General features: G+C 69.7%; 15 protein-coding genes. 4 read left to right on the forward strand and 11 right to left on the reverse strand.

The features are described from left to right. Position 1: 1 nt before the first annotated feature. From EV192_RS51515 to EV192_RS51550, 8 genes are read right to left on the reverse strand one after another with little or no spacing between them, the layout of a single operon-like run. Positions 2 to 1,000: an LLM class flavin-dependent oxidoreductase gene (locus tag EV192_RS51515; RefSeq protein ID WP_132126156.1), complete on the reverse strand. Its 999-nt coding sequence runs from the start codon at positions 998 to 1,000 to the stop codon at positions 2 to 4. Then, the gene (locus tag EV192_RS51520) at positions 997 to 1,308 is read right to left on the reverse strand and encodes a TIGR04076 family protein (protein ID WP_132126157.1); all 312 of its coding nucleotides are present in this window, start codon (positions 1,306 to 1,308) and stop codon (positions 997 to 999) included. Before EV192_RS51520 ends, EV192_RS51515 begins: the two co-directional genes overlap by 4 nt. Then, positions 1,308 to 2,543 carry a metal-dependent hydrolase family protein gene (locus tag EV192_RS51525; RefSeq protein WP_132126158.1) on the reverse strand — a complete coding sequence of 412 codons (1,236 nt, stop codon included), beginning with the start codon at positions 2,541 to 2,543 and terminating at the stop codon, positions 1,308 to 1,310. Before EV192_RS51525 ends, EV192_RS51520 begins: the two co-directional genes overlap by 1 nt. Further along, complete coding sequence (locus tag EV192_RS51530; RefSeq protein WP_132126159.1) at positions 2,527 to 3,465, reverse strand: ABC transporter ATP-binding protein; 939 nt, start codon at positions 3,463 to 3,465, stop codon at positions 2,527 to 2,529. Before EV192_RS51530 ends, EV192_RS51525 begins: the two co-directional genes overlap by 17 nt. Further along, entirely contained in the window at positions 3,462 to 4,406 is a 945-nt protein-coding gene (locus EV192_RS51535) for an ABC transporter ATP-binding protein (protein WP_132126160.1), read from the reverse strand. Before EV192_RS51535 ends, EV192_RS51530 begins: the two co-directional genes overlap by 4 nt. After that, positions 4,403 to 5,263, reverse strand: coding sequence for an ABC transporter permease (locus EV192_RS51540; protein ID WP_132126161.1), 861 nt, complete (start codon positions 5,261 to 5,263; stop codon positions 4,403 to 4,405). Before EV192_RS51540 ends, EV192_RS51535 begins: the two co-directional genes overlap by 4 nt. Further along, positions 5,260 to 6,285: an ABC transporter permease gene (locus EV192_RS51545; protein WP_132126162.1), complete on the reverse strand. Its 1,026-nt coding sequence runs from the start codon at positions 6,283 to 6,285 to the stop codon at positions 5,260 to 5,262. Before EV192_RS51545 ends, EV192_RS51540 begins: the two co-directional genes overlap by 4 nt. Then, positions 6,282 to 7,862 carry an ABC transporter substrate-binding protein gene (locus EV192_RS51550; protein WP_207926971.1) on the reverse strand — a complete coding sequence of 527 codons (1,581 nt, stop codon included), beginning with the start codon at positions 7,860 to 7,862 and terminating at the stop codon, positions 6,282 to 6,284. Before EV192_RS51550 ends, EV192_RS51545 begins: the two co-directional genes overlap by 4 nt. A 97-nt stretch (positions 7,863 to 7,959) precedes the next feature. Between EV192_RS51550 and EV192_RS51555 the strand changes: the two genes are divergently transcribed. Beyond that, a complete protein-coding gene (locus tag EV192_RS51555) occupies positions 7,960 to 8,496 on the forward strand; it encodes a helix-turn-helix domain-containing protein (protein ID WP_132126164.1) in 537 nt (178 codons plus the stop codon). A 4-nt stretch (positions 8,497 to 8,500) separates the two neighbouring features. Here EV192_RS51555 and EV192_RS51560 read toward each other — a convergent pair whose 3' ends face one another. The 3 genes from EV192_RS51560 to EV192_RS51570 are packed head-to-tail and all read right to left on the reverse strand — an operon-like array spanning position 8,501 to position 10,632. Continuing rightward, positions 8,501 to 8,947 (reverse strand): pyridoxamine 5'-phosphate oxidase family protein, encoded by a 447-nt coding sequence (locus EV192_RS51560; RefSeq protein ID WP_132126165.1) that lies wholly within the window; start codon positions 8,945 to 8,947, stop codon positions 8,501 to 8,503. Next, positions 8,944 to 9,879, reverse strand: a complete 936-nt coding sequence (locus tag EV192_RS51565; protein WP_132126166.1) for an alpha/beta fold hydrolase — start codon at positions 9,877 to 9,879, stop codon at positions 8,944 to 8,946. Before EV192_RS51565 ends, EV192_RS51560 begins: the two co-directional genes overlap by 4 nt. Positions 9,880 to 9,939: 60 nt before the next feature. Continuing rightward, on the reverse strand, positions 9,940 to 10,632 hold the full coding sequence (locus EV192_RS51570) for a TetR/AcrR family transcriptional regulator (protein ID WP_243727622.1): 693 nt from the start codon (positions 10,630 to 10,632) through the stop codon (positions 9,940 to 9,942). A gap of 91 nt (positions 10,633 to 10,723) precedes the next feature. Between EV192_RS51570 and EV192_RS51575 the strand changes: the two genes are divergently transcribed. The 3 genes from EV192_RS51575 (at position 10,724) to EV192_RS51585 (ending at position 15,376) form a co-directional block, all read left to right on the forward strand. Next, on the forward strand, positions 10,724 to 11,509 hold the full coding sequence (locus tag EV192_RS51575) for a sigma-70 family RNA polymerase sigma factor (protein WP_243727623.1): 786 nt from the start codon (positions 10,724 to 10,726) through the stop codon (positions 11,507 to 11,509). A gap of 106 nt (positions 11,510 to 11,615) precedes the next feature. After that, positions 11,616 to 14,216 carry a tetratricopeptide repeat protein gene (locus EV192_RS51580; RefSeq protein WP_132126168.1) on the forward strand — a complete coding sequence of 867 codons (2,601 nt, stop codon included), beginning with the start codon at positions 11,616 to 11,618 and terminating at the stop codon, positions 14,214 to 14,216. Continuing rightward, a complete protein-coding gene (locus EV192_RS51585) occupies positions 14,213 to 15,376 on the forward strand; it encodes a hypothetical protein (RefSeq protein WP_132126169.1) in 1,164 nt (387 codons plus the stop codon). The genes EV192_RS51580 and EV192_RS51585 overlap by 4 nt, the downstream gene beginning before the upstream one ends. Position 15,377: the final 1 nt, after the last annotated feature.

A 15,377-nucleotide genomic window follows, 5' to 3' on the forward strand; every position in this document is an offset into this window, starting at 1 on the left:
CTCACCGCCGGAGTTCCGGCAGGACCTGGCTACCGAGCAGGTCGACGCCGTGCCGGTCGGTGGCGCCGTGCGGGGTGCCGAACTCGATCCGGCTCGCCCCGGCCTCGAACAGCTCCGCCGCCCGCGCGGCCACGTCGGCCGGCGTCCCGGCGAAACAGAACCGGTCCAGCAGATCGTCCGGGATCAGCCGGCCAGCCTCCTCGTACGCCCGGACAGCCACCAACTCGCGCAGGTCGGCCGCGAGCCGTGGATCGACGTCGACGGTCCGGTCCAGTTCGGCCACCACGTCCACGTACATGGCCACCTCCGTCCTGGCGTGCCGGCGCGCGGCCACCCGATCCTCATCGACCATGGTCACCGCACCCGCGACCACCCCGACGGCGTCCTCCGGGCGGCCGACCCGGGCGCATTCCTTCGCCAGCCAGCCGCGCATCAGCCGGACCATGTCCGGGTTGGCACAGCCGCCCAGTTTCACCTCGTCAGCGCACTCGGCGGCGAGCGCCGCCCCACGTGGCCCCCACACCCCCAGCAGCACGCCGACCCGGTCCCGCAACGGCCGGTACTGCAACCCGGTGCCCTCGGCGATCGAGAAGACCTCGCCGGTGTACTCCTTGCCCTGCGCCCGAAGCAGCAGGGCGACCACCTCCACCGCCTCCCGTAACGTCCGCAGTGGACGTTCCTGGGCCACGCCGACCCGGTCCAGCCACGTGCCCCTGGCCAGGCCGAGGTACGCCCGCCCCTGCGAGGCGATGTCCAGCGCGGCGACCTGCCCGGCGATCTCCACCGGGTGGCTGAGGAACGGGTTGAGACAGGCCGGACCGAGGCGGATGCGCTCGGTGTGCGCGGCCATCACCAGCAACGGGAACAACGCCGGTTGGTAGCCGAGGTCGTTGAACACCGAGACGCCGTCGAAGCCGTACGCCTCCGCGGCGACGGCGAGCGACGCGTACTCCGACGTGGTCTTGTCCGACTGGAGTGCCAGTGTCACCTGTCCGCTCACGTCAGCTCCGACGTCGGGGTGGCGCTGACTCCGGTGCGCTCGATGCGCATGACCATGCGTTCCTCCGGATCGGGACAAGCGACTTCACTCTCGCCGGCCAGCCAGTCCCCCGCCTGCAGCGCGCGTTGTTTCGCGGGCAGCAACGGCAGCACGGCGGCCAGGGCGTACAGGCAGAAATGTCCGCCGGCCGGCATCCGGACCTGGCTGGACCTGGTGACCTCGAAGCAGTCGCCCGGTTTCAGGCCGCACACCGAGCGGCCCTCGATCCGGTCGACCACCACCCGCAGGTCGTACAGTTCGGTCTCCATCACCGGTCCTTTCCCGCTGTCAGGCCATTGTCGTCCCGGTACACGGCGCCGCCCTTCATCACCAGATGCAACGTGCGCAACGCGGAGATGTCCCGCGTGGGATCGGCCCGCAGGACGATCAGGTCGGCCTGTTTGCCGGCCTCGACAGCGCCGATCCGGTCCTGGGCGCCAAGCCATTCGGCCGGGCGGCTGGTCGCGGCCCGCAGCGCGGCAAGCGTGGGCATGCCCGCCTCCACCATGAACTCCAGTTCTCGCACGGTGGCGGTGGTCCCGTCGAAAGGCGCGTGCGGCGGCATGTCGCTGCCGAGCGCCATGGGCACACCGTCACGAATGGCGTTCTGGAGGCTTTCCCAGTGCCGCGGGCCCGCCGCGAGCGCCCGGTCGATCATCCACGTCGGCACCCGGTTGGCCTCGAAGAACTCCTTGCAGCGGCTGACCACGATCGTCGGCACGTACCAGACGTCCCGTTCGGCCATCAGTCGAGTGACCTCGGGCGTGAGCTCGTAGCCGTGCTCGACGCAGTCCAGCCCCAGCTCGATGGCCCGGCGGATCGCTTCGCTCGGCCCGGCGTGCGCGGTGACCTTGCGGTCCCAGTCGTGCGCGACACCGATCACCGCGGCCATCTCGTCGTCGCCGAGCTGCGGGGTGTCGATGCGTTCGTGTTCGCCCGCGATCCCACCGGAGATGCACACCTTGATGAGGTCGGCGCCTGCCCGGATCTGCTGCCGGGTCGCGCGGCGGAACCCGTCGGCGCCGTCGGCTTCGAGCGCGTCGGCGTCCCAGCCGTGGCCGCCCGTGCAACACAACGCGTGCCCGGCCGTGAAGATCCGTGGCCCGTCGACCGCGCCCGCGTTGATCGCCTTACGCAGCGCGAAATCCGCGTACCGGCTCTCACCGACCAGACGGACTGTGGTGACACCGGACCGAAGCGTGCGACGGGCCGAATCGGCCATCAGCAGGACGAGTTCGGCCAGGTTCGAGCGGTGCACGGAGTCGGCGAGGTCGCCGGGCAGGCCGAGTCCCAGGTGGACGTGCATGTTGACCAGGCCGGGCAGGACATAGTCGCCCGCCAGGTCCACGAACCGGGCCCCACGGGCCTCGGTGAGCACGTCGTCGACGTGGCCGACGGCCCGGATCGTGCCGTCGGCGCTGATCCAGACGCCCTGGTCCGTGACGGACGCGGCGCCGTCGAACACCGTGCAGTCGACCAACACGATGTCATCGCGTGTCGACATTGGACACACCACCTTTCTGTTCGGCCAGCCAGCAGGCCACCGTGCGGTCGTCGTCGGTCAGCACGGGCGGCTCCTGGTCGCAGGTCGGCATCGCGTGCGGGCACCGCGACCGGAACCGGCACCCCGACGGGATGTTCGCCGGATCGGGCACCTCCCCGGCCAGAACCGCGGGCAGCGTGGCGTGTTCGGAGATCACGGGCACGGCGTCGACCAGTGCGCGCGTGTACGGATGACGCGGGTCGGACCAGAGTCGTTCGGTCGGTGCCGTCTCGACGATCCTGCCGAGGTACATCACCGCGGTCCGGTCGGCGATCTGGCGCACCAGCGCGAGGTCGTGCGAGATGAACAGCATGCCCATGTCCCTGGCCCGGACCAGCCCGACCAATAGATTCACCACCTGTGCCTGGGAGGACGCGTCCAGCGCGGTGACCGGCTCGTCGGCCACGATCACCGCCGGTTCGGGCGCGAGCGTGCGCGCGATGGCCAGTCGTTGTCGCTGGCCGCCGGAGAACTCGTGCGGGTACTTCTCCGCCGCCGACTCCGGCATGCCCACCTGGGCCAGCAGCTCCCGCACCTGGCGTCCATTTCGGACACCGTCGGCGAGCTGGTCGCCGACGGTCCGCCGGGGGTTCAGCGAACCGGCGGTGTTCTGGAACACCATCTGCAGGCCCACTTCGTCCGGATGACGGCGGCGCCAGCCCAGCGGAGTCACCGGCCTGCCGCCGAACCGGACCGCGCCCGACCGCGGCGCGGACAGCCCGACCGCGACCCTGGCCAGCGACGACTTGCCGCAGCCCGACTCGCCGACCAGACCCACGATCTCGCCGGGACGGACCGCGATGCTGACCCCGTCGACCGCGCGGACCGTGCGACCCGCCGACCGGTGTTCGACGGTGACGTCCTCGATCTCCAGCACGCTCATCGGCCACCCCACACCGGACACGCGACATGCCGGTCATCCCCCACCGAGTCCAATATGGGCACCACAGTGGAGCATTCCGGTTGCGTGAAGCCACATCGTGGCTCGAACGGACAGCCTGGTGGGGCCGCGCCCGGGACAACCGGGCTGCCCGGGATCGGGTTCAACGGCCCGCCGCTGTGCGGTCGCGCGTCGAGCAACGCGGCCGTGTACGGATGGCGTGGCCGTAGCAGAACTTCGTTGGTGGGGCCGGATTCGAGCACCCGCCCGGCGTAGAACACGTAACTGCGGGCCGCGAGCGCCGACAGCACGCCGAGGTCGTGCGTGATGAACAGGACCGACAGTCCAGTTTCGGCGCGCAGCCGGTCCAGCAGGGCCAGGATGCCGGCCTGCACGGTCACGTCCAACGCCGTGGTCGGTTCGTCGGCGATCAGCAGCCGTGGCTGGCAGGCCAGGGCGATCGCGATCGCCGCGCGCTGCCGCATACCACCCGAGAACTGATGCGGATACGCCCGCAACGCCTTCTCCGGCGCGGGAATACGGACCTGGTCGAGCAGTTCGACCGCCCGGTTCCGCGCGGCCCGCCGGTCCATGCCCAGGTGCGTCCGCATGTGCTCGGTGAGCTGGCGGCCGATGCTGAGCATGGGGTGCAACGCGGCGGTCGGGTCCTGGAACACCATGCTGATCCCGGCGCCCCGCACCCGTTGCCAGCCGCGCTTGTCCAGCCCCATCAGGTCGACGTCGCCGAACCGCGCGGACCCGGTCACCGACGCGCCCGGCGGCAGCAGGTTGAGCAGGGACATCGCGGTGATGCTCTTCCCCGAGCCGCTCTCCCCCGCGATCCCGACGATCTCGCCTTCCCGCACCGACAGGGACGCGTCGTGCACGACTGGGACCCCCGACAGGGACACCGCGAGCCGGTCCGTCTCCAGCAACACGCTCACCGCTGCCCTCCCGCGTACCGTGGGTCGATCCGGTCCCGCAAACTGTCGCCCAGCACATTGAACGCCAGCACCACGGTCAGAATCGCCAAGCCGGGGAACACGCTCACCCACCATTTCGACAGATCGTGCGCGCCGAGCGCGATCATCGAACCCCACTCCGCGGCGGGCGGCCGGGGACCCAGCCCGAGGAACGACAACGCGGCCAGCAGCAGCACGGCGTTGCCCAGTTCCAGCGTGGCCAGCACCCCGGCGGGACCGACGCTGTTGGGCAGGACGTCCTTGCGCAGCGCGGAAACCGGCCCGACTCCGAGCAGGCGCGCGGCGTGCAGGTAGTCCTCCTCGCGGATCACCAGGACCGTGCTGCGGATCACCCGCGCGTACACCGGCCATGAGACGATCACCAACGCCAGCACGGCGTTGAAGGTACTCGGCCCGAACGCGGCGGTCACCGCCATCGCCAGGATGATCTGCGGGAACGCGAACACCAGGTCGGTCAGCCGCATCAGGATCTCGTCCACGACCCGGCCGAGGTATCCGGCCAGCAGCCCGAGCACGCCGCCGACCAGCAAGGCCAGCGACACGATCGCCAGCGCCAGCGGGATCGACAGCCTGGCGCCGTGCACGACCCGGCTGAGGATGTCCCGGCCGAGTTCGTCCGTGCCGAACCAGTGCTCGCCCGACGGCGGATCGTACGACTGCGGGCTCTGCGCAAGCGGATCGTAAGGCGCGATCAATGGCGCGGCGATCGCCACGACCAACCAGACCAGCAGGACCACGGCGGCGATCACAGTCACCGGCTGGCGTCGCACACCTTTGCGCAGCCAGCGTCCCACACGCCCACCCCGGATCTCCGTCATGACAGCCGGATCCTGGGGTCGATGAGGCCGTAGAGCAGGTCCACCACGAGGTTGACGATCGTGTACACCAACCCGACGAACAAGCTCACACCAAGGATCGACGGCAGGTCAAGGGCGGTCGCGGCGCGGTACGCGTACTGCCCGACACCCGGCCACCCGAAGATGTTCTCCACCAACACCGTCCCGGACAGCAACGCGGCGAAGACGAGCCCGCTGACCGTGATCACCGGCACCAGGCCGGCACGCAACAGATGCCGTCGCACCACGACTCCGGTCGGCAGGCCCTTGGCGTACGCGGCCCGGATGTAGTCCTGCCGCAACACCTCCAGCATCGCCGACCGCACGAACCGCACCAGCGTCGCCACCGCGATGCACGTCAGCACGAACACCGGCAGGATCAGGTGTTGGAACGCGTCCCACGCCACCGCCCAGTCCCCGGCCAACACGGCGTCCACTGTGTACATTCCGGTCACGGTCGGCGGCGGGGAGAACTGCGCGCTGAGCCGTCCGCCGCTGGGCGCCACCCCGAGCAGGTAGAAGAACACGTACAGGGCGACCAGCGACAACCAGAACGGCGGCGTGGACAGGCCCAGCAACGCGCCGACCCGAACCACCTGGTCGGTCGCCCGGCCGTGCCGCACGGCGGCGAGCAGGCCCACCGCCGTGCCGATCAGCAACGCCAACACCATGGCGGGCAACGCGATCTCCAGGGTGGCGGGCACGTAGCTCAGCAGGTCGGACACTACCGGCCGGCCGGTCTGCTGGGAGATACCCATGTCGCCCTGGACCAGGTTGCCCAGGTAGCGCAGGTACTGCACGTACACCGGCTGGTCCAGGCCCCACTTCTCGCGGAACGCGCGGACCGCGGCCGGGTCGTTCAGCGCCTGGTCGGACAGGTTCGCCGACACCGGGTCGCCCGGCACCAGGTGCACGATCCCGAACGTCACCACCGTGACGCCGAGCAGCAGGCCGATCGTGATGGCCAGCCGTTTGACCAGGAACCGCGTGAGCGACCCGCTCATCCCCGGCCGATCGCCGCGATGTCCACCTGCCACCCGGCCGGGGTGTACTCGGCGCCGGTCAGGCTGGGCGTGGCCACCACCATGCCCGAGTTGGTCGCCAGCGCGATGTACGGCGAGTACTTGTTCATCGCGCGCTGCCACTCCTGCATCCCGGTGGCGCGGGCGGCCGGGTCGAGCGCGGCGTTGACCTTCTTCCCCGCCTCCACAGTGGACGGGTCGGCCCGCTGGACGGTCCAGCCGGCCCGCAGCGCGGTGCCCTGGCCGGGCGCCATGTTGTTCACCATCGAGTCGGCGACCGGGTAGTTCAGGCTCTGCGGCGAGAAGCCCATCTCGGATTTGCCGCCGCGCATCTGGTCAAGGAACGTGGCCAGCGGCTGCGGCGTCAGCTCCAGCTTGATGCCCGCCTTGGCCGCGTCACCCTGCACCTTCGTCGCGACCGTGCCCAGGTCCACACCGCGGTACGTGATCGCCGGATAGATGAACTTCGCGGACGGGTTGGCGATGCCCTTGAGCAGCTCGGTGGCCTTGGCGAGGTCCTGTTTGGGCGCGTCCGAGTCCGGCAGCGCGCCGGGGAACGCGGGCGGCACCAACCCGGCCGCCGGTCCGGCGCCCTTGCCGAACAGGTCCGCGAGCCCCTGGTAGTCGATCGACGCCCGCAGCGCGTCCCGGAACGCCGGGTTCGACGTCACCGGGGACACGGCCGGATCGAAGTTGAGGTACATGAAGTAGACCGTGTCGCGGACACCCGAGGTGCGCAAAGTGGACGGTAGACCGTCGAGCAGTTTGCCGGTGATGTCCAGCGCCAGCTCCGCGCCGGTGGCCTTGGCCATGGTCAGCTTCTGGTTCTGCACGTCGGCGTTGCGGATCACCACCCGGGTGAACGCGGGCTTGCGGCCCCAGTAGTTCGGGTTCGCCTCCAGCACCACCTGGGCCGCCGCGTCGAACGTCTTGAGCACGTACGGCCCGCTGCCCGCCGAGGTCACGTCCAGGTACTTCTGCCCGGTGTCGGCGGCGGCCGCGTCGGCGCCGTCGGTCGCGCCGTTCTGCTTGGCGACCTTGGCGTTCACCACACCAAGAGCCGGCATCGCCAGGATGATCGGCACGTTCGGGTCCGGCTTGGCGCTGGTGACCACCACGGTCCGGTCGTCCCGTTTGACGGCCGACAGGTCCGCGACCATCACCGCCGGGCTGGCCTTCAGGTTCTTCACCCGGCTCAGCGAGAACACCACGTCGTCGGCGGTCACCGGGCTGCCGTCGGCGAACTTCGCGTTACCCCTGAGGGTGAACGTGTAGGTCGTCGCGTCCGGCGAGGCGGTGAACGACTCGGCCAGGTTCGGCACGGGCTTGCTGACGTCGGAACCGGTGAAGGTGAGCAACGTGTCGTACATGGCGTGCACGGCCGTGAGGCCCGTCGCCTCGTACACCTTGCCCGGGTCCAGCGTCTTGATCACGAAGGACGTGTGCACGGTCAGTGTCGACCCGTCGCCGCCACCGCCGGAGCCACCGGCCGTACAGGCGGACGCCAGCGCGGTGAGGACAACCGCGGCCGTGGCGGCGCGCAGCCTTCGTGACGTCATCGTCATGCACTCCTTCCGACCCCCCGGTGTTTGATGACGTTAAACACTATCCGGTACATTCGTCAACAACGTTCACTCAGGTCAATCAGGGAGTGCCATGCTCGGCGATCGCCTGCGCGAACTGCGCCAGCAGCAAGGGCTGTCCTTACGGCAGCTCGCGGCCACGGCCGGGGTGTCCCCCGCGCTGCTGAGCCAGATCGAGAACGGCACGGCCGACCCGAGCCTGGCGACCCTGCGCAAACTGGCCAAGGTGTTCGACGAGTCGATCGCCAACCTGTTCGCCGACCCGGACGCGCCACCGGTGTTCGTCAGCCGGCCGGGCCAGCGGTCCCGGCTGTCGGCGCCACAGGGCCAGATCGCCTACGACCGGCTCACCCCGGGCCGTGGCGACCTCGAAGTCCTGCAGGCGGAACTCAGCCCGGGCGACGCCAGCTCCCCCGAACCCTGGGCGCACCCGTCCACCGAATGCCTGATCGTGCTGGCCGGCTCGGTGGTCGCGGAGATCAACGGCGAGCGCCACGACCTCGTCGCCGGCGAAGCCGTCACCTTCGACTCCCGCCTCCCGCACCGCTACCTCAACGACAGCGACACGCCGGCGCGGATCATCATCGCCGTCACCCCGCCGACCCCCTGACGAATCACTCCCGCTCGACCCTGCGCAATCCGTTCGTGGGTGTCCACCACTCGACGACGAGCCTTGTGGCCTGCTCGTTGAGGTGGGTGTGCACGACCTCGGCGATGTCGGCGCGGAAGCTGTCACTCCCGTCGGTGACCGGCCCGGCGATCGCCCGGCCGGAGATCTTCGCCTCGCCCGGCCACTGCGCCTCAGCGCCGTCGACCGGGTCCACTGTGGCGCTGTGCAGGGCGAACCGGGGATCCCGACGGAGATCCGCGCCCTTGCGTGCGTCCGCCATCGAGCCGAAACCCAGTTCGCCGTCCTCGAAGACCGTCTCGATGCCGGAGATCCGCGGCGACCCATCGGCCCGCAAAGTGGCGATCGTCTTGTGTTTGTGCGCGTCGAACAGTGCCCGCACGCGCTGAGCGAACTCAGGCTCGGCCTGTTCGACGTCCCGCCATGCTGTCATGCGCCCATGATCGCGGGTGTGGTCGCGTCGAGGAACTCCCGCAGGAGCGCGGCGACCTTGTCCGGCGCGTCCTCAAGGCTGTAGTGCCCGACTCCGGGCAGTTCGGTGATCGTCCCGTGCGGGAAAGCGTCCTTGAACAGGGGAAGGAAATACTTGCCACCCAAGGTTCGATCGGCACTGCCCCAGATCGCCAGGGCCGGGACCTTGGCCATCTTCGCTCGGGCCGCGTCCCCCGGCGCTTCGAAGACGTGTGCGCCGGTGGCGAACCCCTTCGCCCAGCCGATCGCGCCACGGCTCGCCGCGGGTGTCGGGAAGGGCGCGCCGTAGGCCTCGATCCATGTCTCGGAAATGATGTCGTTGTTCTCGAAGCCGTTGAGCTTGAGGGTGCTCAGGATGGTGTAGTTCAGCTCGCCCAGCACGTTCTCCAGCGTGCCACTCCGGTCGGCGCGCGCGATCCAACGGAACCAAGGGGCTTCGTTTCCGTTGTCCTGCAACGCCTTGGCCAGTCCGGGTTGACCGAACGGCGTCGGGCCGTTGACCGCGACGACGCGCGCGACGCGATCCGGGTGCCGGGCGGCGAACCCCATGCCGACCGGGCCGCCGAAATCGTGCATGACGAGCGTGATGTCGTCGAGATCGAGGTCGAGGATCAACGCCTCGAGATTGTCGACGTGGTCCTGCAACCGGTACGACCGGTCCGCCGGCGTCTCGCTCTTCCCGAAGCCCATGTGGTCGGGCACCACGAGCCGGTGGGTGCCGGCGAACCGCCGGACGACATCGCGGAACAGATACCCCCAGGTGGGCTCGCCGTGCAGGCACAGCAGGACGGGTCCGGCTCCCTCGTCGACGTAGTGCATCCGGAATCCGGGCGCGGAGCTGTAGCGCGGCGCGAACGGGAAGGTTCCCCGGAAAGTCTCGTCAGCGGCGATCATGCCATCAGCGTAGATCGGCTGGTTTTAATGTGCAACTAGATTGGGATGCGCGAACGCCGGTCAGTCGGTGCGCTCGGATAGCTGTGGGAGCGGGATGTCCGGGTCGAGTTCCACCCCGACGTCCCGCAGGGCGGCATCGAGCGCTCCCCACACCCAGCCGGCCAGATGCGCGATCAGTTCGTCCCGGTCGAGCGGGGTACGGGCCACCGCGGTCCATCGCGCGGTCGCCGCTTCGACCAGTCCGGCCAGCCCGAACGACAGCGGGTCGGCGATCCGTGGATCGCCCTGGAGCAACACGATGTAGCCGGTGAGCAGGTCGCGCAGGAGGCCGCTGATCTGCTCACGGACGTCGGCCACCAGGTGCCGTCCACCGTGCTGCGCGTCCATCGACCGGGAGATGACGTACTGGTACAGCGACGGGTTCTGGGAGAACCAGACCACATAGGTGCCGATGATCCGGGTGAGCATCTCGCGGGCGCTCCCGATCGGCCGGATCAGGGTCGGGGCCAGCTCGGCGATCAGCAGCTCGCCGATGTGCAGCGCGACCGTGTTGTACACGTCGTCGGCGTCCGCGAAGTGGCGATAGAGCATCGGTCGGGCGATCCCGGCGTGCTCCGCGATCTGCTCGGTCGACACCCCTGGGCCGTGCTCGGCGATCGCGGTCAACGCGGCCGCGACGATCTCGGCGCGCCGCTTCTCCCGCTGCCCTGCCCACCGGGTGGCTCGTCCGTCCCGTCGATCCCTGCCTGGCACGGTCCCCAGAGTATCCATTGCGGACACGCGGTTCGCCGTCCGTCGAATAACAGTTACGCATGTGTATCTGATACAGTCATGTATCTGTTAGTTGAGTCTGGCCGCTCTCGGGGAGATGGAGGCCGGCGAGTTGGCGAACGCCGTCCAGGAAGACGCGTCTGACGCGACGCTGCTCGACGCGGTGCGCATGGGCGATCCTGAGGCCTACGGGATGTTGTTCCGACGGCACGCCGAGCCGGCGCGCCGGTTGGCCGGCCGGTGGCTGACCGGCCTCGCCGAACCACACGAACTGGTGGCCGAGGCGTTCGCCCGGGTCCTGGCCGCCATCCGCGGCGGCACCGGTCCGCACGACAACCTGCGCGCCTACCTGCTGGTCACCATGCGGCACCTGGCGATCGAGTGGTGGCGGCGGCAGGAACGGGTCGACTTGTACGGCACGGTGCCGGAAACGGGCCGGCCGTTCGACGACCCCGTCGCCGCCCAGTCGGACGAGATCGTGCTGCGGCGATGGAGCGCCGGCCTGGCCTGGTCCGCGTTCTGCAGCCTGCCACCTCGCTGGCGAATGGTCTTGTGGCGCACCGAAGTGGAGTCCGCGTCGCCCGTGGACCTGGCCCCGATGCTGGGCATCACCCCGAACGGCGTAGCCGCGCTGGCGATGCGGGCTCGCGAAGGCCTGCGCCAGGCGTACCTGCAAGCACAGGTCCCGGTCGCGCGCGACGGGGCGTGCCGGCGGGCGCGACACCAGATGGGGGTGTGGATCCGGGGCAGCCTGGCCCGCCGCCGAGCCCAGCCGATCACCGAGCATCTCACCGGGTGCGCGGACTGCCGGACCGTCGCCGCCCACCTCGCCGAGGCCAACCGCGAACTTCGACCATGACCTGGTTACGTCGTTCGGGTGAAGGCCCGGATACCGGCTAACAGCACCATTCAGGTGACGATGTGTCGATGGCACGCACAATTCTCAGCCGGGCGGGGAGCTGGCAATGGATGGGCGTTCGACATCGGACGAACACGTCCGCAACGAGTTCGGCGGATCCGCCACGAATGTCGTGCAGAGTGCGCGAATCGACAACTTGACCATTCACAGCGCGCCAGTGCGACGGCAGGCTTTGTTTCTGGCGCCGACCCGTTCGTCCACCGTGCTCGTCGGCCGGGATGAGCTGGTGGAACAGTTGCGAAACCTGCCCTCGGGCGAATCCCTGACGTTGTGTGGCCTGCCCGGTGTCGGGAAGACCGCACTCGCGCTGCATCTCGCATATGACGATCGGGTACGGGAGCGGTTTTCCGACGGTGTGCTGTGGGCCGGATTAGGCGCCGATTCCCATGTCCTGCGGCATTTGTCGGTGTGGGGCGGCGCGGTCGGAATTCGTCCGGAGGACGTGCCGGACCACAGTGTGTCCGGGTGGGCGGAGGAGCTGCACCGGGTGATCGCGCGGGGGAAGTACCTGCTCGTCGTCGACGATGTGTGGGACATCGAGCACGCGCTGGCGTTCCAGTTGGCCGGGCCGGGCTGCGCACAGGTGATGACAACCCGGTTTCCCGGCGTGGCCGCGGAATTCGGTGGGGCCGTGGTGAAGGTGGCCGAGCTGTCCGCCGCGGCCGGGCTGGACCTGCTGACCCGGCTCGCACCGGACACGGTGGAACGGAACCACGCCGTCGCGGCGAAGTTGGTGGAGCTGGTCGGCGGCCTGCCGTTGGCGTTGACGCTGATCGGGCACCGGCTGCGGATCGACACGGTCGAAGGCGAGGACCGGGTGGCGGAGACGCTGGACCGGCTCCAGGCGACCCGCGAGTGGCTGGAACTGTCCAAACGGGAGGCGCCGTCGGCCGCGCACCCGAGCCTGCCCCCTGGTATGCCGGTCTCCCTCCTGGCCACTGTGGACATCAGCTACAAGCGCCTGCCCGAGGCGGCCCGCACCGCCCTGTGCGATCTCGCCGCGTTCCCGGCGAAACCGGAGAGCTTCGCCGGCGCGTTCGCCCGCGCGGTGACGACGGACCCAGCCGGGATCGCCGCCGCGGTCCGCGGTGGTCTGCTGGAGTCGTTACCGGGCAACAGGTACTCGATGCACCAGGTGGTTCACGACTTCGTCTGGAGCAAGGGACGGACCGGCGAAGCCGAGCGGCGCATGGCGGTGTTCATGGTCGACATGCTTACCCAGGAGGGGGTCATGACACCCGACGAGGTCCAGCAAGAGCTGGGCGGCATCCTGCAGGCCCTGGACCATGCCCACCAGCACGGCCTGCACGAGACGCTGCTGACGGGAATCGACGCGGCGTACGGGCAGCTTGTCCGGCGCGGGCTGTACTCCGTCGCGGAGGCTCATCTACGGCACGCTTTGGTTGCCGCGCGCGCGACGCACAACACCGAAGCCGAAGCCCGGACGCTGGTCCGGCTCGGCAGCGCGGTGATGGAGCTCGGCGAACTCCGGGTGGGCGAGGAGTACCTGACCGAAGGGCTTCGCCTTGCCCAGCAGGCGGATCTGGTCGGCGAGATCATCGACCTCCTGGTCCGGCTGGGCTGGAGTGCCGGTATGCGCGGCAATCTCGAACAGGCCCGCCGGCATTTCGCCGACGCGCTGGTCGGCGCGACCGGCGTCGAGGCGACGCCGGCGCTGCAGGGCCTGGGCTGGGTGGCCGGGCTTCAGGGCAAGCACGCCGAATCACTCGACCATCTGCGCCGTGCGCTCGAACTGGCCCGGCAGGCGGGCGACCGTGGGCAAGTGGCCGACGTCCTGCAGGTGGCCGGCTGGATGCGGGTGCAGGCCGCCGAATACGACGCCGCGCAGGAGTTGTTCACCGAATGCCTCGCGGTGGCCCGCGAGGTCGAACAGAGCAGCGCTGAAGTGGACGCGCTGCACGGTCTCGGCTGGATCGCCGCGCAGCGGGGCCGTTACGGCGAGGCCGACGCGCTGCTCACCGAGTCCCTGGCGATCGCGGACGATCTCGGCTACCACGAGCGGCTGCCGATCGTGATCATCCTCGGCCGGGTCCGGGCTAAAACCGGACACCAGGACGACGCCCGGCGACTGCTCGCCGAGGCGCTGCGACTGGCCAGGGAGCAGGGCCGCCCGGAGAAGCTGTGCGACGCGCTGCGCGAGACCGGTCGGTTCGAGGTCACCACCGGAAACCTCGACATGGCGGAGCCGCTGTTGCGGGAAAGCCTGGAGATCGCCGAACGGATCGTGGTGCGCTCCTGCCGGATCAACGCCCTCGAAGCGCTCGCCGAGCTGGAGCTGGCGCGCGGTCGGACCGGCCCGGCACGTGAGTCGGTGCTGCGCGCGATGCGGATCGGCCGGACCGAGCCGGCAGTGCTCGCCCGGCTGCGCCTGTGGCTCGCGCAGGTGGAGGAGGCCGAGCACGGCCCGGCCGCCGCGGCCGAGCTCTACCTCGCCGCGTTCACCGGCGCGGACCGGACGGGGCAGGACGAGGTCGCCGCGCTCGGCTCGTTCGGGATGGCCCGCGCCGCGGCCGCCACGGGCGACCAACGAGCACGGGAACTGGCTGACGACAGCCTTTCCCGGCTGGAACGGATCTCCTCGCCGTTGGCCGCCGGGGTCCGGGCCTGGCGGGACGCCACGCTATGACGCGAGAATTCGAGGAGCGGCAGGCGCCAACCACCAGCCACCCGACGGCGGCCCGCCCTGAGACGGACGGCGGGCCGTTGTCCGTCTCCGCGATCTCGGCGCTGCAACGGTCGGCCGGCAACGCCGCGGTGACCGCGCTGCTGCAAGGACCTGACCTGCACGTACGACGCCAACCCATATCCAGCCCGGCGGCCGACGTCGGAGCGACCTCGGCGCCGGCCGACACCGGACCCGTGATCATCTTCAACACGGACAGCGACGAGGTCGAACCGCACGCGACCGGACTCATCGAACGGTTCGTCGTGCAGGACTTGGAAGTCGTCCGCAAGCAGCACCCGAACAACCCCACCGGACTGATCATCGACAGCTGGGCGAGCACACCGGGAACCGCGGCGCACAACCTGGACCTGTCCCTGCGCCGTGGCGAGGCGGTGCGTCGCGCGGTGCTCCAGGTGTTCCAACGCGCCGCCGACCCGGTGCCGCCCATCGAGATCCGCCCGCACGGCGCGACCGACCAGTTCGACCGGGAAATCCCGCTGCGAAATCAGAGAGCAGTGCTCTCGCCGGTCAGCCAGGAGGGGTACCGCGACGCGTACCACCCGGACATCACGTGCCCCGGCCTGTCCGCGCGAAAGGCCGAGGTGTTGCGAGCAGCCGGCGGTTCGCTGCTCACCCTGGCGATCGCGATGCTCGAAACGGACAACATGCGGCCGAACTACCCGTTCGGGGACGACAAGGTGCGGGACTCGGCCTGCTTCGGCATCTTCAAGCAGAACTGGTACTTCATCCGCACCTCCGGCGCCATGCCGGACGCCAGGAACGTGTCGACCGCCTCGAGCAGCGGCCTTGGGCTCAGCGAGGCCGACTGGGAGCGCGGCCGTGAACTGAACAACAGCCTGGAACTGGACGTGAGCGTGTTGTACCGGAGCCAGGCCCAGCTCGGCATCAACGGTTGGTTCTCGGCCCACCGGTGGGGCACGTCCGGCCGGGACGCCTACCTGGCGGCGGTCAACCGGACGACAACCGAGGAGCAACGCGGACTGCTGTCCGACATCGCCACGTATGAAAGCGCTGTGCGGTGGCTCCAACATCAACTGGAGGTTGATCCGACCCTGAGAACCGACGACCGGCGGTTCTTCGTCCGCGTGCCGGCGGTGTGAC

The sequence above is a fragment of the Actinocrispum wychmicini genome, from assembly GCF_004345645.1.
GTDB classification, from domain to species: domain Bacteria; phylum Actinomycetota; class Actinomycetes; order Mycobacteriales; family Pseudonocardiaceae; genus Kibdelosporangium; species Kibdelosporangium wychmicini.

Coding starts and splice junctions, on each gene's coding strand:
- EV192_RS51540 (WP_132126161.1), bottom strand. CDS start 5,263: ATGACGGAGATCCGGGGTGGGCGTGTGGGACGCTGGCTGCGCAAAGGT.
- EV192_RS51550 (WP_207926971.1), bottom strand. CDS start 7,862: ATGACGTCACGAAGGCTGCGCGCCGCCACGGCCGCGGTTGTCCTCACC.
- EV192_RS51555 (WP_132126164.1), top strand. CDS start 7,960: ATGCTCGGCGATCGCCTGCGCGAACTGCGCCAGCAGCAAGGGCTGTCC.
- EV192_RS51580 (WP_132126168.1), top strand. CDS start 11,616: ATGGATGGGCGTTCGACATCGGACGAACACGTCCGCAACGAGTTCGGC.
- EV192_RS51585 (WP_132126169.1), top strand. CDS start 14,213: ATGACGCGAGAATTCGAGGAGCGGCAGGCGCCAACCACCAGCCACCCG.
- EV192_RS51560 (WP_132126165.1), bottom strand. CDS start 8,947: ATGACAGCATGGCGGGACGTCGAACAGGCCGAGCCTGAGTTCGCTCAG.
- EV192_RS51530 (WP_132126159.1), bottom strand. CDS start 3,465: ATGAGCGTGCTGGAGATCGAGGACGTCACCGTCGAACACCGGTCGGCG.
- EV192_RS51525 (WP_132126158.1), bottom strand. CDS start 2,543: ATGTCGACACGCGATGACATCGTGTTGGTCGACTGCACGGTGTTCGAC.
- EV192_RS51520 (WP_132126157.1), bottom strand. CDS start 1,308: ATGGAGACCGAACTGTACGACCTGCGGGTGGTGGTCGACCGGATCGAG.
- EV192_RS51545 (WP_132126162.1), bottom strand. CDS start 6,285: ATGAGCGGGTCGCTCACGCGGTTCCTGGTCAAACGGCTGGCCATCACG.
- EV192_RS51565 (WP_132126166.1), bottom strand. CDS start 9,879: ATGATCGCCGCTGACGAGACTTTCCGGGGAACCTTCCCGTTCGCGCCG.